The 22,604-nt window shown below is 55.5% G+C and carries 21 protein-coding genes and 1 pseudogene; 18 read left to right on the plus strand and 4 right to left on the minus strand.

Annotation, left to right across the window (positions count from 1 at the left end; genetic code table 11):
- Positions 1-187 precede the first annotated feature (187 nt).
- From mreB to tldD, 7 genes are all read left to right on the plus strand, one after another.
- Positions 188-1,231 (plus strand): rod shape-determining protein MreB, encoded by a 1,044-nt coding sequence (gene mreB, locus HMPREF1024_RS04100; RefSeq protein WP_002918653.1) that lies wholly within the window; start codon positions 188-190, stop codon positions 1,229-1,231.
- A gap of 70 nt (positions 1,232-1,301) precedes the next feature.
- A complete protein-coding gene (gene mreC, locus HMPREF1024_RS04095; RefSeq protein ID WP_004149974.1) occupies positions 1,302-2,294 on the plus strand; it encodes a rod shape-determining protein MreC in 993 nt (330 codons plus the stop codon).
- A complete protein-coding gene (mreD, locus tag HMPREF1024_RS04090) occupies positions 2,294-2,782 on the plus strand; it encodes a rod shape-determining protein MreD (protein WP_002918648.1) in 489 nt (162 codons plus the stop codon). The genes mreC and mreD overlap by 1 nt, the downstream gene beginning before the upstream one ends.
- Positions 2,783-2,789: 7 nt before the next feature.
- Positions 2,790-3,371, plus strand: coding sequence for a nucleoside triphosphate pyrophosphatase (locus HMPREF1024_RS04085; protein ID WP_002918646.1), 582 nt, complete (start codon positions 2,790-2,792; stop codon positions 3,369-3,371).
- A gap of 2 nt (positions 3,372-3,373) precedes the next feature.
- Positions 3,374-4,843, plus strand: a complete 1,470-nt coding sequence (gene rng / locus HMPREF1024_RS04080) for a ribonuclease G (protein ID WP_002918644.1) — start codon at positions 3,374-3,376, stop codon at positions 4,841-4,843.
- A gap of 37 nt (positions 4,844-4,880) precedes the next feature.
- A complete protein-coding gene (gene yhdP / locus HMPREF1024_RS04075) occupies positions 4,881-8,678 on the plus strand; it encodes an AsmA2 domain-containing protein YhdP (RefSeq protein WP_009309619.1) in 3,798 nt (1,265 codons plus the stop codon).
- An 88-nt stretch (positions 8,679-8,766) separates the two neighbouring features.
- A complete protein-coding gene (tldD, locus tag HMPREF1024_RS04070; RefSeq protein WP_004144958.1) occupies positions 8,767-10,212 on the plus strand; it encodes a metalloprotease TldD in 1,446 nt (481 codons plus the stop codon).
- A 35-nt stretch (positions 10,213-10,247) separates the two neighbouring features.
- Here the strand turns inward: tldD and aaeR are convergent, their stop codons facing one another.
- Entirely contained in the window at positions 10,248-11,177 is a 930-nt protein-coding gene (aaeR, locus tag HMPREF1024_RS04065; RefSeq protein WP_002918641.1) for an HTH-type transcriptional activator AaeR, read from the minus strand.
- A 131-nt stretch (positions 11,178-11,308) separates the two neighbouring features.
- On the opposite strand from aaeR, the gene aaeX reads away from it, so the two are divergent.
- The 4 genes from aaeX (at position 11,309) to HMPREF1024_RS04045 (ending at position 14,780) form a co-directional block, all read left to right on the plus strand.
- The gene (gene aaeX / locus HMPREF1024_RS04060; RefSeq protein WP_002918640.1) at positions 11,309-11,512 is read left to right on the plus strand and encodes a p-hydroxybenzoic acid efflux pump operon protein AaeX; all 204 of its coding nucleotides are present in this window, start codon (positions 11,309-11,311) and stop codon (positions 11,510-11,512) included.
- A gap of 7 nt (positions 11,513-11,519) precedes the next feature.
- Positions 11,520-12,452, plus strand: a complete 933-nt coding sequence (gene aaeA, locus HMPREF1024_RS04055) for a p-hydroxybenzoic acid efflux pump subunit AaeA (protein ID WP_002918639.1) — start codon at positions 11,520-11,522, stop codon at positions 12,450-12,452.
- A gap of 5 nt (positions 12,453-12,457) precedes the next feature.
- A complete protein-coding gene (aaeB, locus tag HMPREF1024_RS04050; RefSeq protein WP_002918632.1) occupies positions 12,458-14,425 on the plus strand; it encodes a p-hydroxybenzoic acid efflux pump subunit AaeB in 1,968 nt (655 codons plus the stop codon).
- 79 nt (positions 14,426-14,504) lie between these two features.
- Positions 14,505-14,780 (plus strand): barstar family protein, encoded by a 276-nt coding sequence (locus tag HMPREF1024_RS04045; RefSeq protein WP_002918629.1) that lies wholly within the window; start codon positions 14,505-14,507, stop codon positions 14,778-14,780.
- Positions 14,781-14,830: 50 nt separating this feature from the next.
- Here HMPREF1024_RS04045 and yhcN-B read toward each other — a convergent pair whose 3' ends face one another.
- The 3 genes from yhcN-B to argR all read right to left on the minus strand — a co-directional run bounded on the left by yhcN-B (position 14,831) and on the right by argR (position 16,305).
- A complete protein-coding gene (yhcN-B, locus tag HMPREF1024_RS04040; protein WP_002918627.1) occupies positions 14,831-15,097 on the minus strand; it encodes a DUF1471 family stress response protein YhcN-B in 267 nt (88 codons plus the stop codon).
- Between the two features lie 98 nt (positions 15,098-15,195).
- Positions 15,196-15,459, minus strand: a complete 264-nt coding sequence (gene yhcN / locus HMPREF1024_RS04035; RefSeq protein WP_002918626.1) for a peroxide/acid stress response protein YhcN — start codon at positions 15,457-15,459, stop codon at positions 15,196-15,198.
- A gap of 375 nt (positions 15,460-15,834) precedes the next feature.
- The gene (gene argR / locus HMPREF1024_RS04030; RefSeq protein WP_002918625.1) at positions 15,835-16,305 is read right to left on the minus strand and encodes a transcriptional regulator ArgR; all 471 of its coding nucleotides are present in this window, start codon (positions 16,303-16,305) and stop codon (positions 15,835-15,837) included.
- A gap of 414 nt (positions 16,306-16,719) precedes the next feature.
- On the opposite strand from argR, the gene mdh reads away from it, so the two are divergent.
- The 7 genes and pseudogenes from mdh (at position 16,720) to HMPREF1024_RS0127480 (ending at position 22,491) form a co-directional block, all read left to right on the plus strand.
- Positions 16,720-17,658: a malate dehydrogenase gene (gene mdh / locus HMPREF1024_RS04025; protein WP_002918570.1), complete on the plus strand. Its 939-nt coding sequence runs from the start codon at positions 16,720-16,722 to the stop codon at positions 17,656-17,658.
- Between the two features lie 130 nt (positions 17,659-17,788).
- On the plus strand, positions 17,789-18,418 hold the full coding sequence (locus HMPREF1024_RS04020) for a GntR family transcriptional regulator (protein ID WP_009309620.1): 630 nt from the start codon (positions 17,789-17,791) through the stop codon (positions 18,416-18,418).
- The gene (locus HMPREF1024_RS04015; RefSeq protein ID WP_009309621.1) at positions 18,405-19,070 is read left to right on the plus strand and encodes a GntR family transcriptional regulator; all 666 of its coding nucleotides are present in this window, start codon (positions 18,405-18,407) and stop codon (positions 19,068-19,070) included. Before HMPREF1024_RS04020 ends, HMPREF1024_RS04015 begins: the two co-directional genes overlap by 14 nt.
- Positions 19,071-19,281: 211 nt before the next feature.
- On the plus strand, positions 19,282-20,550 hold the full coding sequence (locus HMPREF1024_RS04010) for an SLC13 family permease (protein ID WP_004181428.1): 1,269 nt from the start codon (positions 19,282-19,284) through the stop codon (positions 20,548-20,550).
- A gap of 32 nt (positions 20,551-20,582) precedes the next feature.
- A complete protein-coding gene (ttdA, locus tag HMPREF1024_RS04005) occupies positions 20,583-21,482 on the plus strand; it encodes a L(+)-tartrate dehydratase subunit alpha (protein WP_004181427.1) in 900 nt (299 codons plus the stop codon).
- A complete protein-coding gene (gene ttdB, locus HMPREF1024_RS04000; protein ID WP_004181426.1) occupies positions 21,482-22,099 on the plus strand; it encodes a L(+)-tartrate dehydratase subunit beta in 618 nt (205 codons plus the stop codon). The genes ttdA and ttdB overlap by 1 nt, the downstream gene beginning before the upstream one ends.
- Positions 22,100-22,240: 141 nt before the next feature.
- Positions 22,241-22,491, plus strand: a pseudogene (locus tag HMPREF1024_RS0127480) (oxaloacetate decarboxylase subunit gamma).
- Positions 22,492-22,604: the final 113 nt, after the last annotated feature.

Raw genomic sequence — 22,604 nt, forward strand, 5'->3', positions numbered from 1 at the left:
AATTCAGGCGTGGAGCGCTGCTGAAGATTTCAGCAATGAACGGAGTCGGGAAAATTTGTAACAAAGGAAATGAACTGCACTAATTTTCACCGCAGCAGGTGATTTTTGCGCCTTGTCGCTGCTGCGTGTGGTTGGTAAAGTAAGCGGATTTTGTTTTCCGCCCCAGCTTTCAGGATTATCCCTTAGTATGTTAAAAAAATTTCGTGGCATGTTTTCCAATGACCTGTCCATTGACCTGGGTACCGCGAATACCCTTATTTACGTAAAAGGACAAGGCATCGTATTGAATGAGCCTTCCGTGGTGGCCATTCGTCAGGATCGTGCCGGATCGCCGAAAAGCGTCGCCGCCGTGGGTCATGAAGCGAAGCAGATGCTCGGCCGTACCCCGGGTAATATCGCGGCGATTCGCCCGATGAAGGACGGCGTTATCGCTGACTTCTTCGTGACGGAAAAGATGCTGCAGCACTTTATCAAACAAGTGCACAGCAACAGCTTTATGCGCCCGAGCCCGCGCGTGCTGGTGTGTGTACCGGTTGGCGCAACCCAGGTCGAACGTCGCGCTATTCGTGAATCCGCGCAGGGCGCAGGCGCCCGTGAAGTCTTCCTGATCGAAGAGCCGATGGCGGCAGCGATTGGCGCAGGCTTACCGGTTTCTGAAGCGACCGGCTCCATGGTGGTGGATATCGGTGGCGGTACCACTGAGGTGGCGGTTATCTCCCTGAACGGCGTGGTCTATTCCTCTTCTGTACGTATCGGCGGTGACCGCTTCGACGAAGCCGTTATCAATTACGTGCGTCGTAACTACGGCTCCCTGATCGGTGAAGCGACCGCTGAACGTATCAAGCATGAAATCGGTTCGGCTTACCCGGGCGATGAAGTGCGCGAAATTGAAGTGCGCGGTCGTAACCTGGCGGAAGGCGTGCCACGCGGCTTCACCCTGAACTCAAACGAAATTCTTGAAGCGCTGCAGGAGCCTCTGACCGGCATCGTGAGTGCGGTCATGGTTGCCCTTGAGCAGTGCCCGCCGGAACTGGCGTCTGATATCTCTGAACGCGGGATGGTTCTCACCGGCGGTGGTGCGCTGCTGCGCAACCTGGACCGTCTGTTAATGGAAGAAACCGGTATTCCAGTCGTGGTTGCTGAAGATCCGCTGACCTGCGTAGCGCGTGGCGGCGGCAAGGCGCTGGAGATGATCGACATGCACGGCGGCGACCTGTTTAGCGAAGAGTAGTCAGCCTGAAGGTCCGGGGCGGCATACGAGCTGCCCCTGGTCTTTACTGACACGAGAATACGCATAGCCTATGAAGCCAATTTTTAGCCGTGGCCCCTCGCTACAGATTCGCCTTATTCTGGCGGTGCTGGTGGCGCTTGGCGTGATTATCGCCGACAGCCGCCTGGGTACGTTCAGTCAAATCAGAACGTACATGGATACAGCCGTCAGCCCTTTCTACTTTGTCTCTAATGGTCCCCGGGAACTGCTCGACAGCGTATCGCAGACGCTAGCTACCCGCGACCAGCTCGAACTGGAAAACCGCGCGCTGCGCCAGGAGCTGTTGCTGAAAAACAGCGATCTGCTGATGCTGGGCCAGTACAAGCAGGAGAACGCGCGCCTGCGTGAACTGCTTGGCTCGCCGCTGCGCCAGGACGAGCAAAAAATGGTGACGCAGGTCATCTCAACGGTCAACGACCCTTACAGCGATCAGGTGGTTATTGACAAAGGCAGCGTGAACGGCGTCTATGAAGGCCAGCCGGTTATCAGCGATAAAGGCGTCGTGGGGCAGGTCGTGGCCGTGGCGAAAATGACCAGCCGGGTGCTGCTGATCTGCGATGCCACTCATGCGCTGCCGATCCAGGTTCTGCGTAACGACATTCGCGTCATTGCCGCCGGTAACGGCTGCACGGACGATCTCCAGCTTGAGCATCTGCCGGCAAATACCGATATTCGCGTCGGCGACGTGCTGGTGACCTCCGGTCTCGGCGGTCGTTTCCCTGAAGGGTATCCGGTTGGGGTAGTCTCCTCGGTGAAACTGGACACCCAGCGCGCCTATACCGTGATTCAGGCGCGTCCGACGGCCGGGCTGCAGCGCTTGCGCTATCTGTTGCTGCTGTGGGGCGCCGATCGTAATGGCGCTAACCCGATGACCCCGGAAGAGGTTCATCGGGTGGCTAACGAACGTCTGATGCAGATGATGCCGCAGGTACTGCCTGCGCCGGATGCGATGGGGCCGCAGATGCCGGCGCCCGCCACCGGGTTGACGCCGCCTCAGCCGTCGCAGCCTGCAGGGGGGCAATAGTGGCAAGTTACCGTAGCCAGGGACGCTGGGTTATCTGGCTCTCGTTTCTTATCGCGCTATTGCTGCAAATTATGCCCTGGCCGGCGGACATCAGCGTTTTCCGGCCCAACTGGGTATTATTGATCCTGCTGTACTGGATCCTCGCGTTGCCGCACCGGGTAAACGTGGGGACGGGTTTCGTGATGGGGGCTATTCTTGATCTCATCAGCGGTTCAACGCTCGGCGTTCGCGCGCTGTCTTTAAGCATCGTCGCCTATCTGGTCGCGCTGAAGTATCAGCTGTTCCGTAACCTGGCGCTGTGGCAGCAGGCGCTGGTGGTAATGCTGTTATCCCTGGCCGTGGATATCATTGTTTTCTGGGCAGAGTTTTTAGTGATCAACGTCTCTTTCCGTCCGGAAGTATTCTGGAGTAGTGTAGTAAACGGCATCCTCTGGCCATGGCTCTTCCTGCTGATGCGTAAAGTGCGTCAGCAATTTGCAGTGCAATAAGGTTGATATGACAACTCTGTATCTCGCTTCTGGTTCCCCGCGTCGGCAGGAACTGCTGACTCAGCTTGGTCTCGCTTTCGAGCGTCTGGTTCCTGGTATCGAGGAGCAGCGCCAGCCGCAGGAGAGCGCCCAGCACTATGTCGTCCGCCTGGCGCGCGAAAAAGCGCAGGCCGGGGTGGCGATGGCCACCCGCGATTTGCCGGTGCTGGGAGCGGATACGATTGTCATTTTGAACGGCGAAGTGCTGGAAAAACCGCGCGACGCCGAACACGCTGCAGCGATGCTGCGTTTGCTTTCCGGCCACACCCATCAGGTCATGACCGCGGTGGCGCTGGCGGATAAGCAGCAAACGCTGGACTGTCTGGTGGTCACGGAAGTGACCTTCCGGCGGCTCAGCGAGCAGGATATCGCCGATTATGTGGCCAGCGGCGAGCCTTTAGATAAAGCAGGTGCATACGGTATTCAAGGGTTGGGTGGTTGCTTCGTCAGGAAGATTAATGGCAGCTATCACGCCGTAGTCGGCTTACCGCTGGTGGAAACGTATGAGTTGCTCAGTAACTTTAACTCACTGCGTAAAGGAAAGGGATAAAGATGACGGCTGAATTATTAGTTAACGTAACGCCATCCGAAACGCGCGTTGCGTATATTGATGGCGGTATTCTGCAGGAAATCCATATTGAGCGTGAAGCGCGACGCGGAATAGTAGGCAATATCTACAAAGGTCGTGTTAGCCGAGTGCTGCCGGGAATGCAGGCGGCTTTTGTAGATATTGGTCTGGATAAGGCGGCGTTCCTTCACGCCTCCGATATCATGCCGCATACCGAGTGCGTCGCCGGTGAGGAGCAAAAGCAGTTTACCGTGCGCGATATTTCGGAGCTGGTGCGCCAGGGCCAGGACCTGATGGTCCAGGTGGTTAAAGATCCGCTGGGTACCAAAGGCGCGCGTCTGACCACCGATATTACCCTGCCTTCCCGCTATCTGGTCTTTATGCCAGGCGCCTCCCACGTGGGGGTCTCTCAGCGGATTGAAAGCGAAGCCGAGCGCGAGCGCCTAAAAAAGGTCGTCGCAGAATATTGCGATGAGCAGGGCGGGTTTATCATTCGCACCGCTGCGGAAGGCGTTCACGAGCAGGAGATGGCCGCCGATGCCGCTTATCTTAAGCGCGTATGGACCAAGGTGATGGAGCGCAAAAAGCGCAACCAGACCCGCTATCAGCTGTATGGCGAGCTGGCTCTTGCCCAACGCGTGCTGCGTGATTTTGCCGATGCGCAACTGGATCGCATTCGCGTCGACTCGCGCCTGACCTATGAGGCGTTGCTCGAATTCACCGCCGAATATATCCCGGAAATGACCAGCAAGCTGGAACACTACAGCGGCCGTCAGCCGATATTCGATCTCTTTGACGTTGAGAACGAAATTCAGCGCGCGCTGGAGCGTAAAGTCGAGCTCAAATCGGGGGGCTATCTGATCATCGACCAGACCGAGGCGATGACCACCATCGATATCAACACCGGGGCCTTTGTCGGGCACCGCAATCTTGACGATACGATCTTCAATACCAACATCGAAGCCACCCAGGCGATAGCCCGCCAGCTACGTTTGCGTAATCTCGGCGGCATTATCATCATTGATTTCATAGACATGAACAATGAAGATCACCGTCGACGGGTGTTGCACTCTTTAGAGCAGGCGCTGAGTAAAGATCGGGTGAAGACCAGCATTAACGGCTTCTCCCAGCTGGGCCTGGTGGAGATGACCCGTAAACGCACCCGTGAAAGCGTGGAGCATGTGCTGTGCAACGAGTGCCCAACCTGCCACGGACGTGGAACGGTAAAGTCGGTGGAAACGGTGTGCTATGAGATTATGCGTGAGATCGTCCGCGTACATCATGCTTATGATTCCGATCGCTTCCTGGTCTATGCTTCCCCTGCGGTGGCGGAAACCCTGAAAGGGGAAGAGTCGCATGCGCTGGCGGAAGTGGAAATCTTTGTCGGCAAGCAGGTGAAGGTACAAATTGAGCCGCTCTATAATCAAGAGCAGTTCGATGTGGTTATGATGTAAGACACCGCGTCATTGTGCGGCTGACAAGGAGAGAGGCGTGAGGCGACTGCCCGGGATTTTATTGCTCACCGTGGCAACATTGATTGTTATCGTCGCGCTGCTGGTGAGTGGCTTGCGTCTCGTGTTGCCACAGCTCGACGCCTGGCGTCCGCAGCTGCTGGAGAAGATCTCCACCCTCACCGGTACGCCGGTGGACGCCTCGCAGATCACCGCCAGCTGGCAGACTTTTGGTCCGACGTTAGATGCCCGCGATATCCATGTCGGGCTGAAAGATGGCGGCACAATGGCGGTCAAGCGCGTAACCCTGGCGCTGGATGTCTGGCAGAGCCTGCTGCATATGCGCTGGCAGTTCCGCGACCTCACCTTCTGGCAGCTGCAGGTCCATACCAATACCCCTATTCAGACCAATGACGGTGGCGAAAGCCTGAAAACCGACCGTATCAGCGATCTCTTTTTACGTCAGTTCGATCACTTTACTCTGCGCGACAGCCATCTGAGCTTCCTGACCCTTTCCGGTCAGCGGGCGGAGCTGGCGGTTCCGCAGCTGACATGGCTTAACGGCAGGAACCGTCATCGCGCCGAGGGGCAGCTCAGCCTCTCCAGCCTCACCGGCCAGCATGGCGTCATGCAGGTGCGGATGGATCTTCGCGATGAGGATGGCCTGCTGAATAAAGGCCGGGTCTGGCTGCAGGCGGATGATATCGACGTCAAACCGTGGCTGGGACGCTGGATGCAGGACAATATCGCCCTGAAAAGCGCCCGCTTCAGCCTCGAAGGCTGGATGACCATTGAAAAAGGCGATGTGGCCAGCGGCGACGTATGGCTGAAAAAAGGGGGCGCCAGCTGGCAGGGCGATAACGAAGTCCATCATTTGTCGGTGGATAACCTGACGGCGCATCTCTCCCATGATAAGCAAAGCTGGGCCTTTTATATTCCCGATACGCGGATCGCTATCGATGATAAACCCTGGCCAAGCGGAGCCCTGGCGATGGCATGGATCCCGGCGCAGGACGTTGGTGGCGACGATCGTCAGCGTAGCGATGAGTTACGTATTCGCGCCAGCAATTTGGCCCTCAGCGGCCTGAGCGGGTTACAGCCGTTTGCTGATAAGCTGGCGCCTTCTCTGGGCGAACTCTGGCGTACCACGCAGCCTGGCGGCAAAATCAATTTGCTGGCTCTCGATATCCCCCTGCAGGCGACGGAGAAAACGCGTTTTCAGGCGCAGTGGAGCGATCTGGCGTGGAAGCAGTGGAAACTCCTGCCTGGGGCAGAGCACTTCTCCGGCAGTCTGAATGGCAGCGTTGAGCACGGGGAATTACGCGCCCATATGGCGAAGGCGCTGATGCCGTATGCCGGCGTCTTCCGCGCGCCGCTGGAGATAGCCGCTGGCGAAGCCACGCTCAGTTGGGTGAAAAACGACAAAGGGTTTATGCTTGATGGCCGCGATATAGACGTGCAGGCGACAGGCGTACGCGCCCGCGGCGGCTTCCGCTATCTGCAACCGCAGGGGGACGATCCCTGGCTGGGCATTCTGGCGGGCATCAGCACCAATGACGGTGGCCAGGCATGGCGTTATTTCCCGGAAAATCTGATGGGCAAAGCGCTGGTGGACTATCTGAGCGGCGCGATTAAAGCGGGGCAAGCCAGCGATGCGACGCTGGTGTATGGCGGCAATCCGCATCTATTCCCTTATCCGCATAATGAAGGCCAGTTCCAGGTTTATGTTCCGCTGAAGAACGCCACTTTTGCCTTCCAACCGGACTGGCCGGCGCTAACCGGGCTGAACATCGACCTCAATTTTATCAACAACGGCCTGTGGATGCGGGCGGATAAAGCGATGCTTGGCAACGTGACCGCCAGCAATCTCGATGCCGCAATCCCGGACTATGCGCAGGAAAAACTGCTGATTGATGCCGATATCAAAGGCCCGGGCAAAGAGGTTGGACCTTACTTTAATACTACGCCGCTGAAAGAGTCGCTCGGGGCGGCGCTGGATTCCCTGCAGCTGGATGGGGATGTGAGCGCTCGCTTACATCTTAATATCCCCCTCGACGGCGAGATGACCACCGCGAAAGGCGATGTGCGCCTGCAGAATAATAGCCTGTTTATCAAACCGTTAGATACTACGCTGCAGAACCTGAGCGGTAATTTCAGCTTTGTGAATGGCGATCTCAATAGTCAAACGTTGAGCGCGACCTGGTTTAATCAGCCGCTGAACCTCAATTTTTCCACCCGCGAAGGTGAAAAAGCGTTTCTGGTGGATGTCGGGATGAATGCCAACTGGCAGCCGTCGCGCACCGGGCTGCTGCCGAAAGCCGTGAGTGAGGCGTTGAGCGGTAGCGTCCCGTGGGATGGCAAGGTCGCCATCGAACTGCCGTACCATGGCAATGCCAGCTATAAGGTCGATATCAACGGCGATCTGAAGAATGTGAGCAGTCGCTTACCTTCGCCAGTCAGTAAGCCCGCCGGCGAACCCCTTCCGGTCAAAATTAACGTCGCCGGCGGCCTGAGCAGCTTCGACCTGACCGGCTCCATCGGGGCGAAGAATCATATTAACAGCCGCTGGTTACTCAATCATAAGCTGACGCTGGATAGAGCGATCCTTACCACTGACAGCAAAGGGTACTCTCCGCTGCCCGATCAGCCCGGTATCGAGCTCAATCTGCCGCCGATGGATGGCGCGCAGTGGCTGGCGCTCTTCGAGAACGGCACGGCAAATGAAGTGAGCAGCAACGTGCTCTTTCCACCGCGCATTGTGCTGCGTACACCGTCGCTGGCCCTCGCGGGTCAACAGTGGAACAACGTCAGTCTGATGTCCCAGCCGGTCGCCGGCGGCTCGCAGGTTGAGGCGCAGGGGCGTGAGATCAATGCCACATTGACGATGCGCGACAATGCTCCGTGGCTGGCAAATGTGCGTTATCTCTATTTCAATCCGGCCAGCGCCAGCGGCCAGAACGCAACAGAGAATGTGGCCCCCCAGACGGTGACGCGGCTGGATTTCCATGGCTGGCCCGATCTGCAGCTACGCTGCGCGGAATGCTGGCTGTGGGGACAAAAATATGGCCGCATCGATGGGGATGTGGCGATCAAAGGGGATACCTTAACGCTCTCCAACGGCCTGGTGGATACCGGGTTTGGCCGGCTGACGACCAACGGCGTGTGGGTGAACGCCCCTTCAGGGGTTCGAACCTCGCTGAAAGGCAGACTGCACGGCAATAAGACGGATGCATTTGCGGATTTCTTTGGCGTCTCCACGCCGGTGAAGGATTCGCCGTTTGATATCGACTACGATCTGCACTGGCGCGCGCCGCCCTGGTCACCCGATGTCGCGTCGCTCAATGGCATCATTAAAAGCCACCTGGGCAAGGGGCAGTTTACCGACCTGAGTACCGGGCACGCTGGCCAGCTGCTGCGTCTGCTGAGTGTGGATGCCCTGCTGCGTAAACTGCGTTTCGATTTCAGCGATACCTTCAGCGAAGGCTTTTACTTCGATTCGATTAACAGTACGGCATGGATTAAGGATGGCGTACTGCATACCGATGATACGCTGGTAGATGGCCTTGAAGCGGATATTGCTATGAAAGGGTCGGTCGATCTGGTGCGTCGCCAGCTGGATCTGCAGGCGGTGGTGGCGCCGGAGATCTCCGCGACCGTCGGCGTGGCGGCGGCCTTTGCCGTCAACCCCATCGTCGGCGCGGCGGTATTTGCCGCCAGCAAAGTGCTGGGTCCGCTGTGGAATAAAGTTTCGATTCTGCGCTACCGCATCACCGGCCCGATTGACCAGCCGCAGATCAATGAAGTGCTGCGCCAGGCGCGCAGCAATAAAAAGCAATGATTTGACGATTGCCGGGAATTGCCGCAATCTCAATAGATAGCCTTCTGTATTTCCGCCTGTCAGGCGGCAACAAACGAGTAGCATAACGATGAGTCTGAACCTGGTAAGTGAACAATTACTGTCGGCAAATGGCCTGAATCATCAGGACCTGTTTGCCATTCTTGGTCAACTGACCGAGCGCCGCCTCGATTACGGCGATCTCTATTTTCAGTCGAGCTATCACGAATCCTGGGTTCTGGAAGACAGCATCATTAAAGATGGGTCGTACAATATCGACCAGGGCGTAGGCGTGCGCGCCGTCAGCGGCGAAAAAACGGGCTTTGCCTACGCCGATCAGATCAGCAAACTGGCGCTGGAGCAGAGCGCCCAGGCGGCGCGGACCATTGTGCGCGACACCGGCAATGGCAAAGTGCAGACCCTCGGCGCCGTAGAGCATCGTGCCCTGTACACCAGCATCGACCCGCTGCAGAGTATGACCCGGGAAGAGAAGCTGGATATTCTGCGCCGGGTAGACAAAGTCGCCCGGGCGGCGGACCAGCGGGTGCAGGAGGTTTCAGCCAGCCTGAGCGGGGTGTATGAGCTGATCCTGGTCGCCGCCACCGATGGCACTCTGGCCGCCGACGTTCGTCCGCTGGTTCGTCTTTCCGTCAGCGTGCTGGTGGAAGAGGATGGCAAGCGTGAGCGCGGCAGCAGCGGCGGTGGCGGGCGTTTTGGTTATGACTATTTCCTCGCCTCCCAGGAGGGCGACGTGCGGGCTGATGCCTGGGCGAAAGAAGCGGTGCGCATGGCGCTGGTCAACCTCTCGGCGGTCGCCGCCCCTGCGGGGATGCTGCCGGTGGTGCTCGGCGCCGGCTGGCCTGGCGTCCTGCTGCATGAAGCGGTCGGCCATGGGCTGGAAGGCGATTTCAACCGGCGTGGCACCTCGGTCTTTAGCGGCCATATGGGGGAATTAGTCGCCTCTGAGCTGTGCACCGTAGTGGATGACGGCACCATCGCCGATCGCCGTGGCTCGGTGGCCATTGATGACGAAGGGACGCCGGGGCAATACAACGTGCTGATCGAAAACGGCATTCTGAAAGGCTATATGCAGGATAAACTCAACGCGCGCCTGATGGGCGTCGCACCGACAGGCAATGGCCGACGTGAGTCGTATGCCCATCTGCCGATGCCGCGTATGACCAACACCTATATGCTGGCGGGCCAGTCGACGCCACAGGAGATTATCGAATCGGTCGACTACGGTATCTTTGCGCCTAACTTCGGCGGCGGGCAGGTGGATATCACCTCCGGTAAATTCGTCTTTTCCACTTCCGAGGCCTATCTGATCGAAAAAGGGAAGGTCACGAAGGCGGTGAAAGGGGCCACGCTGATTGGCTCCGGCATTGAGACCATGCAGCAGATTTCGATGGTGGGCAACGACCTGCGCCTGGATAACGGCGTCGGCGTCTGTGGCAAAGAGGGCCAGAGCGTGCCGGTGGGCGTCGGCCAGCCGACCCTGAAGGTCGATAACCTTACCGTCGGCGGCACCGCCTGATCCTGACCTGGTTCCCGGCGCTGCCGGGAACCGCTTCACCGGGCGATCCCGCGCCCGTGCATGCCCTGATAGATCTTCGCCACGTCGACAAAATACTCCGTCAGATAGTTGATACAGACCTGCACTTTCAGCGGCAGTTTATCCTTTTCCGTATACAGGGCGTAGACCGGTCGCGGATCGGACTGATAGCTGGGCAGCAGGATCTCAAGTTCACCGCGGTTGATCTCTTCGATCGCCCACATTAAGGGTACATAGGCGATACCCACCCCGGCGGTCAGCCAGCGCACCAGCGTCATAGGGTCGTTGGTCACGAAGCGCCCCTGCGGGGTCAGGCGGGTCGAGATCCCTTCCGGCGCGATAATGACAAACTCATTGTCCGGCCGCACGCTATATTCCAGCCAGGCATGTCCGGCAAGGTCGGCCGGTTTCTCTGGATTGCCAGCCTGCGCCAGATAGCTTTTAGCGGCGCATAATACCATCGGCATTGAGCCCAGACGGCGGGAAAAAAGGCTGGAATCCTGCAGGGCGCCCACGCGGATCACCACGTCAAGGCCGTCGGCGATCAGGTCTGGCGCAGGTATGCCGGTGACCAGATTAACAGAGAGCCCGGGGTATTCTTTGAGCATTTTCGCCGTTATGCGCGCCAGAACATTCTGTGCCATAGTTGAAGAGCAGCCGATGCGCAGCGTCCCGATGGGGGTATTGTTAAATGCGTATAATTGCTCATGGACATCCTGCGCTTCAAACAGCATCCTACGGCAGCCCTGGTAATAGATTTTACCTGCTTCAGTTAAGCCAAGGCTGCGGGTGCTGCGGTTGAGCAGCTTTACCTGCAGCTCATCTTCCAGTTTGGCGACGGTCTGACTGATCGAGGAAACGCTCATCTGAAGCTGGCGGGCCGCTGCGGTGAATGAACCTAATTCGACCACTTTGGCGAAAACGGACATGCGTTTTAATCGTTCCATTATTCACTCTGGCTTAAAAGTGATTTAGATCACACATTGTAGATAATGCGGCAATCGTTACGTTAATATATTGTTAGCTACATAATAAACGCATCTGCTCACTACCTGTACGCTTCTTATTCAAGGTCATCATGAGTCTGTTTCCTGTCATCGTGATTTTCGGCTTATCGTTTCCGCCGATCTTCTTCGAGTTGCTTTTGTCGCTGGCTATCTTTTGGCTGGTGCACCGACTGCTGGTTCCGACCGGCATTTACGATTTTGTCTGGCACCCAGCACTGTTTAATACGGCGCTCTATTGCTGCCTTTTTTATTTGATATCGCGCTTGTTCGTTTGAGGTTGATGTGAAAACACTAACAAGAAATATCCTCCGTACTGCCATTACCGTGATACTGGTCATTCTGGCCTTCGTGGCGATTTTCCGCGCCTGGGTTTATTACACCGCCTCGCCGTGGACGCGTGATGCGCGCTTTAGCGCCGATATTGTGGCGATTGCCCCCGACGTCTCCGGGCTGATTTCTCAGGTAAACGTCAAGGATAACCAACTGGTTAAGAAAGACCAGGTATTGTTCGTTATTGACCAACCTCGTTACCAAAAAGCGCTGGCGCAGGCGGAAGCTGATGTCGCCTATTATCAGACGTTAGCTCAGGAAAAACGCGTCGAAGCCGGTCGGCGTAATAAGCTTGGCGTACAGGCGATGTCGCGGGAAGAGATTGATCAGGCGAACAACGTACTGCAAACCGTTGAACATCAGCTGGCGAAAGCGGTGGCTAGTCGCGACCTGGCCAGGCTAGATCTGGAGCGGACGGTCATTCGCGCCCCTGCGGATGGCTGGGTGACTAACCTTAACGTCTACACTGGGGAATTTATCACCCGTGGCTCCACGGCGGTGGCGCTGGTGAAAGAGAATACGTTTTACGTCATGGCCTATCTGGAAGAGACCAAACTGGAGGGCGTCCGTCCAGGCTATCGTGCGGAGATTACCCCGCTGGGCAGCAGCAAAACCATTAAAGGGACGGTGGACAGTATCGCTGCGGGGGTGACCAACGCCAGCAGCAGCAGCGACTCGAAAGGGATGGCCTCGGTCGACTCCAACCTTGAGTGGGTGCGTCTGGCGCAGCGTGTGCCGGTTCGTATTCGCCTCGATCACCAGCAGGGGAATCTGTGGCCATCGGGCACCACGGCGACGGTAGTGATCACCGGTCAAGAAGATCGTGATACCAGCCAGGCCAACTTCTTCCAGAAACTGGCTATGCGCCTGCGCGAATTTGGTTAATCGCTATGGGGACATATACCATTGCTCCCCGGCATCTCCGCTTTGCCATTAAGCTTGCATGCGCGGTGGTGCTGGCGCTGTTTGTCGGTTTCCATTTTCAGCTCGAAACGCCGCGCTGGGCGGTACTGACGGCAGCGATCGTCGCCGCCGGGCCGGCCTTTGCTGCTGGCGGCGAACCGTACTCCGGCGCGATCCGCTATCGCGGTATGTTGCGTATTGCCGGGACCTTTATTGGCTGTATTGCGGCGCTGGTTATCATCATCCTGATGATCCGCGCGCCTCTGCTGATGATGCTGGTCTGCTGTCTGTGGGCCGGGTTTTGTACCTGGGTTTCGTCGCTGGTTAAGGTCGAAAACTCCTATGCCTGGGGGCTGGCCGGGTACACCGCGCTGATTATCATTATTACCATCCATACCAATCCGATGCTGGCGCCGCAGTTTGCTGTCGAACGCTGCAGCGAAATTGTCATCGGTATTGTCAGCGCCATCGTCGCCGATCTCCTGTTTTCGCCGCGTTCGATTAAAAAAGAGATCGACCTCGAGCTCGATAACCTGCTGATTGCACAGTATAAGCTGATGCAGTTATGCGTCGCGCACGGTGAAAAAGAGGAAGTGGATCAAGCCTGGGGAGCGCTGGTACGCCGCACTACGGCGCTGGAAGGTATGCGTAGTAACCTGATTATGGAATCCTCACGCTGGGCAAAGGCGAATCAGCGCCTGAAGGCGATCAACACCCTTTCGCTAACCCTTATCACCCAGGCTTGCGAAACCTATCTGATTCAGAACTCACGCCCGGAAATGGTCACGGACGACTATCGCGAGCTGTTCGCCGAGCCGGTTGAGACGGTGCAGGATGTTCACCAGCAGCTGAAGCGCATGCGCCGCTTCCTGACCTGGAAAGGCGAGCATAATACCCCGGTCACGATATATAGCTGGGTGGGCGCCGCCACGCGTTACCTGCTGCTTAAGCGCGGCGTGGTGGGGAATACTAAAATCAGCCGTATCGAGGATGGCGTGTTGCGCGGCGAAACGGTGGTTAAAGTGGAGTCCGCCGAACGTCATCACGCGATGGTGAACTTCTGGCGCACCTCCGTCTCCTGTATTCTCGGAACGCTATTCTGGCTGTGGACGGGCTGGACCTCAGGCAGCGGCGCGATGGTAATGATCGCCGTGGTTACCGCGCTGGCGATGCGCCTGCCAAACCCGCGTATGGTGGCGATAGACTTCCTCTATGGCACCCTGGCGGCGTTACCGTTGGGCACCTTGTACTTCCTGGTGATCATGCCGGCGACGCAGCAGAGCATGCTGTTGCTTTGCATCAGCCTGGCGGCAATGGCGTTCTTTATCGGGATCGAAGTGCAAAAAAGGCGTCTCGGATCGCTGGGGGCGCTGGCGAGCACCATCAACATTCTGGTGCTGGATAACCCGATGCAGTTCCAGTTCAGCCAGTTCCTCGATAGCGCGCTGGGGCAGATCGTCGGCTGTTTCCTCGCTCTGATGGTTATTCTCATTGTCAGGGATAACTCCCGGGCCAGAACCGGTCGGGTGCTGCTGAACCAGTTTGTCTCCGCGGCGGTCTCTTCGCTGACCACCAACTCGGCGCGTCGCAAAGAGAATCATCTGCCCGCGCTCTATCAGCAGCTGTTTTTATTACTCAATAAATTCCCGGGTGACGTCGCCCGTTTCCGTCTGGCGTTGACGTTAATCATCGCCCATCAGCGCTTGCGCGATGCGCCCGTGCCGGTGAACGACGATCTCTCCGCCTTCCATCGTCAGCTGCGACGTACCGCGGACCATGTGATCTCCGCCGGCAGCGATGATAAGCGTCGGCGCTATTTTACCCAGCTACTGGCGGAGCTTGATGTCTATCAGGAGAAGCTGCGGGTCTGGGAGGCCTCGCCGCAGGTTACCGAGCCGGTACGGCGACTGGTTGAGATGTTGCATAAGTACCAGCATGTGCTGACCAGCAGCTAACCCATAAACCGACGCCCAGGCGTCGGTTTTTTTATCGCTATACTTAACGGCGACAGAAAGAGAAGCGGGAGGGGCTGTCATGACCACCTATACGTTTGATTTTGACGAAATCGCCGAACAACAGGATTTCTACCGGGAGTTTTCCCGAACCTTCGAGCTGGCTCAGGATAAGGTCAACAACCTGGATTCGCTATGGGACGCAGTGACCGGTGGCCTGCTACCGCTGCCGCTGGATATTGAGTTCATCCATTTAAATGACAAGCAGCGCCGGCGCTTTGGCGCATTGATTTTATTGTTTGATGAAGCAGAGGAAGAGCTGGAGGGGGAGTTGCGTTTTAATGCCCGACAAGCATAAAAAAGCCCCCGGCAGGCGGGGGCAAGTCGTCGAAATAAGACGACGAGGGTTTATTTGTACAGCTCAGCGGTGGCGTGCCAGCTATCGCCGGTACGTGCTTCAATAATACGGTAGCTGCTGGCGCCTTCTTTCTCGGCTTTAGCCGCCAGTTCCTGACGCATGTCCATTGGCGCACTACCTACCTGGGATACGGAGATGGTGCCCATGGATTGCAGATTTTGGGCTTGCTCTGCGTTCACTTGCTGGACAGCCGCGCTGGCACCGAAAGAGAGAAGGGAAGCCAGGCCAAGGGATGCGATGATCATTGCGCGTTTCATAATCTTTACTCCAGTCTTTGTTTTGCCGCGGCGGGGCGATGTATGTCGCCGGGCCGCGGTAGAGAATTTTTGTCAGGTTAATCGTTGACGTCTAAAACTTATTTATACAGCTCAGCAGTGGCATGCCAGTGGTCGCCAGTGCGGGCTTCAATAATGCGGTAAGAAGAAGCCCCTTCTTCCTGCGCTTTTTTGTTCAGCATTTCATGCATATCCATCGGGGAAGATGCTACCGCGCCGACGGAAACCGTGCCGATGGCCTCGCGGCCCTGGGCCTGCTCGCTGTTGATAATATCAGCGGCGAAAGCGCCAAACGACACGACGGACAGGATGCTGATAGCAGCTACAGTGGTTTTGATTTTCATGATGTTCACCTCGTCGAATCTTTTTGTTGGGGGTCTTTGTTTCGTGACCCTCATCACAAAACCAAGTATACACTAATCACCAAAAATATTAATACCATGCTAATTGTTTTGTGCGTTAATAGTTACAATAGATTGCGCTTTTTATAACGGATAAGAATTAAAAATGACACGTTAGCGACAGCGATAAGATTTATTTCTAATAAATTCATAAAGGTATACGAATTTGATCTTTTGTGCGTTTTACGATTTTCGCGTTAGTAAAAGAACGTATAGACGGCGTAAATGACACTAAGTGTTAAATAGTTGTTGTGCCGGAAGGGGGGAGAGGCAAAAGAAAAGGGAGTCGCCCTCTGACGGTAGCCAGAGGGGAATTACTCAGAGTTCCTGCTCAAACAGAACCAGAATGGCGTCGTGCAGATCTTTCACCGTAAAACCGCGCGCAGGCGTGGTAAAGATGGTGTCATCCCCGGCGATACTGCCAAGAATGCCTTCCGCTTTGCCCAGCGAGTCGAGAAGACGGGCGATCAGCTGCGCGGCGCCGGGGCTGGTATGAATCACCACTACGGCATCGTTATAGTCGATATCCAGCACCAAATTCTTCAGCGGGCTGGAGGTGGTCGGTACCCCAAGCTCGGCAGGCAAGCAATAGACCATTTCCATTTTGGCGTTACGGGTACGTACCGCGCCAAATTTGGTGAGCATGCGGGAAACCTTCGATTGGTTGATATTCTCGAAGCCCTCTTCCTGCAGCGCCTGGACGATCTCTCCCTGCGAGCTGAATTTCTCTTCTTTAAGCAGCGCTTTAAACGCTTTAACCAGTTCTTCTTGTTTTGCCGAACTTCGCATAAGTCACCCAGATTATGGTGGTAAAATCAACATCATTATGCATAACCATGAATTTTTATGCAAATAATCCGCGAAAGGATAGGTCAATAATGTTATGAAGGGGGCATATTTTAGCAAAAAAACCGTATAAGGAACATGTTCTCATCACAACGCTTAAAGCCATGTAAAAGTAAATGAAATGTTATTGAGTTGGTGTTGTTTTGCGCAACTGGCTGGGTGTATTGTAACCAATAGTCGATCCGGTACTTCGCTTTGCTGGATGGTCAGTCAGGAAGCATAAAGTGCGCCGCTGTTCTATTGCTACGCACAATAATGCATTCTTCAGCCATAATCATTGTAATTGTTCATCTTGTGAATTAAGGTCCAGGCGACGGAATAACGAAAGACTAAATTAACCATAATAAGGAGTTTAGGATGAAAGTTGCAGTCCTTGGCGCTGCCGGTGGTATCGGCCAGGCGCTTGCCCTACTACTTAAGACCCAACTGCCTTCAGGTTCAGAGCTCTCGTTGTACGACATCGCTCCGGTTACGCCGGGCGTGGCGGTAGATCTAAGTCATATCCCCACAGATGTAAAAATTAAAGGATTTTCCGGTGAAGACGCTACTCCGGCGCTGGAAGGCGCGGATGTAGTGCTGATCTCCGCGGGCGTGGCGCGTAAGCCCGGCATGGATCGTTCCGACCTGTTTAATGTGAATGCGGGTATCGTGAAGAACCTCGTGCAGCAGATTGCCAAAACCTGCCCGCAGGCCTGCATCGGCATTATCACCAACCCGGTGAATACCACCGTGGCTATCGCCGCCGAAGTACTGAAAAAAGCCGGCGTGTACGATAAAAACAAACTGTTCGGCGTTACCACGCTGGACATCATCCGTTCCAATACCTTTGTGGCGGAGCTGAAAGGTAAATCGGCAACCGAGGTGGAAGTCCCGGTCATTGGTGGTCACTCCGGGGTCACCATTCTGCCTTTACTGTCGCAGATCCCCGGCGTCAGCTTTAGCGATCAGGAAATTGCCGACCTGACTAAACGTATTCAGAACGCCGGTACCGAAGTCGTGGAAGCGAAAGCGGGCGGCGGGTCGGCGACCTTGTCGATGGGCCAGGCGGCTGCCCGTTTTGGTCTCTCTCTGGTTCGCGCCATGCAGGGGGAAAAAGGCGTGGTGGAGTGCGCCTACGTGGAAGGCGACGGCCACTATGCGCGTTTCTTCTCCCAGCCGCTGCTGCTGGGGAAAAACGGCGTGGAAGAGCGACAGTCTATCGGCAAACTCAGCGCCTTTGAACAGCAGGCGCTGGAGGGCATGCTGGACACCCTGAAGAAAGATATCGCGCTCGGCGAAGACTTCGTCAACAAGTAATCTCGCCCTAACAGAAGAGCCGGAACCGCTGTTCCGGCTTTTTATTACCTCACTTTTCGCCCCAATGCGCCTGCTGCCGGGCAAATCTGCTAAAATCCCCGCGTTTTAAGCCACCAGCCATGAGGACAGCGTGAAAAAGATTGAAAGAAAGCAGACCCGGGACCAAATCGCGCAGATGATTCGCTACCAGATCCTTTCCGGTGCGATGAAGGCTGGGGATGAGCTGACGCAAGAGAGCATCGCGGAACAGCTGGGACTTTCACGTATGCCGGTTAGGGAAGCGCTGCAATCTCTTGAGCAGGAAGGGTTTCTGGTGCGCTTGCCTAACCGGCATATGCAGGTCTCCACCTTGGCCGTGGAGGATGTGAGCCATATTTTTCGCGTTATTGCGGTGATGGCCGCCGAACTCTTTGCCCTTGTGCCGGCGAATCAGGGGGAAGTGCTGCGCGCACGCGCGCAGGAGCTGGCGCGTCCGGGAGAGAATACGCGCGAACTGGCGTTCCATCAGCTGCTGATTTCCTATCTTGATAATCGCTATTTGGCGAAGGCGTATCAGCAATTTTTGGACGGTTATATTTCTTATGTCATTCTTTATCTGAAAGAGAATGGCCAGGAATCGGCTCTGATACTGAGCGAACTGGCCAACGCCATCGGCAATGGCGAAGGCGGAAAAATTGCCCAGACAACGCAGCGTTATTTCCTTATGCTTGCGGAAATTATGCGTCAACATATGAAGGATTGGGAAAGTGCAGAAGCCTAAATTAGGGAAAATTAAGCTTCTTTCCGCGAAGGAGCAGGTGGCGGCGGTGTTGCGTAAAGCGATCCTGTCGCGGGATTTAGTGGAAGGGCAGGAGATTACCCTTGAAGGGATTGCCCGACTGGTTGGCGTTTCCAGCATGCCGGTACGCGAAGCGTTTCAAATTTTAGCCGCCGACGGTCTGATTCAAGTGCGGCCGAATAAAGGCGCGGTGGTGCTGGGGATTAATGAGCAGACCATCCGCGAACATTATGAAATTCGCGCCGTACTGGAAAGTGAAGCCGTGGCGAAAGCTTCTCGTCCAGGGACCGATATTTCACGCATCGCCCATGTACACTATGCCGCAGAGAAGGCGCTGGCAGACAATAATTCTGCTGAATATTCTGACCTGAACCAGGCTTTCCATATGGAGATCTGGAGCGCGGCGGGCAATGAAAAAATGAAGATGCTACTCTGCAACATGTGGAACGGCCTGTCGATGGGACATAAAGTCACCGAAGAAGAGTATGCCGTTATCTCAATTCGCGAACATAAAGCGATTTTACAAGCGCTTGAGCAACATAACGAAGCACTGGCCCGCCAGCGAATGCATGAACATATTATTCGCTCGATGGAAAATATGCTCACTCGATACCTGCCCGATACCACCACCTGAAGGGCTCCTCCGCCAGCGACAGGCTGGCTTTTCTTACATTTATCTGCGCTATTAGTTACTTTTCGTGACGATCTGCACAGGATCTTGATGCAGATCTCATTGCGCGATCATTCCGCAAAAACGCATTGACTTACTTTTTGCATGGGAATAATTTCTCCTTCGTCAATATTGGATACAATATCATATATCATTGATAGGAAAAATTATAAGTATGGAACCTATTACCATCACCCTATGTTTGCTGGTGTTCGCTATCATCATGTTTGTCTGGGAGAAAGTGCCACTGGCAGTGACTTCCATGGTGGTTTGTGTGGCGTTAGTGCTCACCGGTGTATTGGATCTCAAGCAGGCGTTTGCCGGTTTTATCGACAGCAACGTCATTCTTTTTGTCGCCATGTTCATCGTTGGCGGGGCGTTATTTGAAACCGGGATGGCAAACAAAGTCGGTGGCGTGATCACCCACTTCGCCAAAACGGAGAAGCAGCTGATCTTCATCATTATGGTGGTGGTTGGCGTAATGTCCGGTTTTCTCTCCAATACCGGTACGGCAGCCGTTTTGATCCCGGTCGTTATCGGTGTAGCCGCCAAATCGGGATTCACCCGTTCGCGTCTGCTGATGCCGCTGGTGTTTGCTGCCGCGCTTGGCGGCAACCTGTCGCTGATTGGCGCCCCCGGTAATTTGATCGCGCAATCGGCCTTGCAGAATATCGGCAGCGGCTTCGGTTTCTTTGAGTATGCGAAAGTGGGCCTGCCGATGCTGGTCTGCGGCATCCTCTATTTCCTAACCATCGGCTATAAGTTTCTGCCTAATAACTCGAACAGTAGTGAGGTGGGCAGCATTGGCGAACAGCGGGATTACAGCCACGTTCCGCGCTGGAAGCAGATCCTGTCCCTGGTGGTGCTGATCGCCACGATCCTCGGCATGATTTTCGAAAAACAGACCGGTATTAGTCTGACGGTAGCCGGCTGCATTGGTGCCCTGGTGCTGGTCATCACCGGCGTGTTGACGGAAAAACAGGCTTATAAAGCCATTGATTCGCAAACTATTTTTATCTTCGGCGGCACCCTGGCGCTGGCTAAAGCGCTGGAAATGACCGGTGCGGGTAAGCTGGTTGCCGATCAGGTTATCGGCCTGCTGGGTAATAACTCCTCACCGTTTATGCTGCTGGTAGTGGTCTTTGCCCTCTCCGTGGTGATGACCAACTTTATGTCTAATACCGCCACCGTCGCGTTGCTGGTGCCGGTGAGTTTGTCGATTGCCGCCGGTATGGGCGCCGATCCGCGTGCGGTACTGATGGCGACGGTAATCGGTAGCTCCTGCGCCTATGCGACGCCGATCGGTATGCCTGCCAACATGATGGTGCTGTCGGCCGGGGGCTATAAGTTCGTCGATTACGCCAAATCCGGCATTCCTCTAATTATCGTTTCTACCATTGTCAGCCTGATCCTGCTGCCAATCCTTTTCCCTTTTCATCCGTAATTTACGGACGCTGTTCTGACTAAGGAGCCTTTATGAGCAAAAGTGAACAGATATCCCGCATGACCGACATTATGGCCAGGTTCGTGGGATATACCGGCAAAGTATTGCCTGATGACGTCACGGCAAAGCTGCAAGATCTGCATAAGAAAGAGACCAGTCAACTGGCCGACGTGATCTTCACCACCATGATTGAAAACCAACGTCTGGCGAAAGAACTGGATCGTCCTTCCTGCCAGGACACCGGCGTGATCCAGTTTCTAGTGGAGTGCGGCGCCAACTTCCCGCTGATCGGCGAGCTGGAAGCGCTGCTGCGCGAATCGGTAATCAAAGCTACCATCGACTCCCCGCTGCGTCATAACAGCGTGGAGACCTTTGATGAATACAACACCGGCAAAAACGTCGGCAAAGGGACGCCGACGGTATTCTGGGAGATCGTTCCGAATTCCGACCAGTGCAGCATCTACACCTATATGGCTGGCGGCGGCTGCTCGCTGCCGGGTAAAGCGATGGTATTGATGCCGGGCGCTGGCTATGAAGGGGTGACTCGCTTCGTGCTGGATGTGATGACCAGCTATGGCCTGAATGCCTGCCCGCCGCTGCTGGTTGGCGTTGGGGTGGCGACGTCTGTAGAAACCGCGGCGCTGCTGTCGAAGAAAGCGTTGATGCGTCCGATTGGTTCGCACAATGACAACGAACGTGCGGCATTGCTGGAAAAAATGCTCGAAGACGGCATCAACAAAATTGGCCTTGGCCCGCAGGGAATGTCCGGCAATACCTCCGTGATGGGCGTCAATATCGAAAATACCGCACGCCACCCTTCCACTATTGGCGTGGCGGTCAACGTCGGCTGCTGGTCGCACCGTAAAGGGCATATCGTTTTCGATAAAGACCTGAACTACACCATTACGTCTCACACAGGAGTGGCATTCTGATGGCTAAAAAAATACTCACTACGCCCATTAAAGATGAAGATTTAGCGGATATTAAAGCGGGCGATATTATTTATCTCAACGGCCATATTGTGACCTGCCGTGATGTGGCTCATCGTCGCTTAATTGAGGGCGGACGTGAATTACCGGTAAACGTTGCTGGTGGCGCGATATTACATGCCGGGCCCATTGTGCGCCCGATTAAAGGTACGGAAGATAAATTTGAAATGGTCTCCGTTGGGCCAACCACCAGTATGCGCATGGAAAAATTTGAAAAAGAATTTATTGCTAAGACCGGTGTGAAATTAATCGTCGGCAAAGGCGGTATGGGCAAAGGAACCGAAGAGGGCTGTATGGAACATAAAGCCTTGCACTGTGTGTTCCCTGCCGGCTGCGCGGTAGTCGCCGCGGTCTGTGTGGAAGAGATTGAAGATGCGCAATGGCGTGATTTAGGCATGCCAGAAACGTTATGGGTTTGCCGGGTGAAAGAGTTCGGGCCGTTAATTGTATCGATCGATACTCACGGCAATAACCTGTTTGAGCAGAATAAAGTGATCTTTAATCAGCGCAAAGAAATTGTCGCCGATGAAATCTGCAAACACGTGAGCTTTATTAAATAACCCCGATTGAATATATCGCGCAGTAATGGCAGCGGCAGCTGACTGCTAAACCGAGGCTTCTGACCAGGCGGTCCGGGGAAATCCACTCTGCTGACGTGGGCTACCGTAAGCCATTATTGCGCGCCCCCCAAAGGCCATTTTATGACTGACAATGCCGTCCTGTTAGGCGAAGGCTTCACCCTGATGTTTCTCGGCATGGGCTTTGTGCTGGTGTTCCTGCTGCTGCTCATCTTTGCCATCCGGGGAATGTCCCTCGCCGTCAACCGCCTGTTTCCCGAGCCGCCCGCGCCCCCAAACCGGCGCCGGCCGCCGTCGCGCCCGCCGACGATTTCGCCCGCCTGAAGCCGGCGATTGTCGCCGCCATTCACCACCATCGCCGTCTTCACCCTTAATTCACGGAGGAATTCATGACCGTTGCCATTACCGATGTCGTCCTGCGCGACGCCCACCAGTCCCTGTTCGCCACCCGTCTGCGTCTCGACGATATGCTGCCCCGTTGCCGCTC

Source organism: Klebsiella sp. 4_1_44FAA (assembly GCF_000238715.1).
Taxonomy (GTDB): Bacteria; Pseudomonadota; Gammaproteobacteria; order Enterobacterales; family Enterobacteriaceae; genus Klebsiella; species Klebsiella pneumoniae.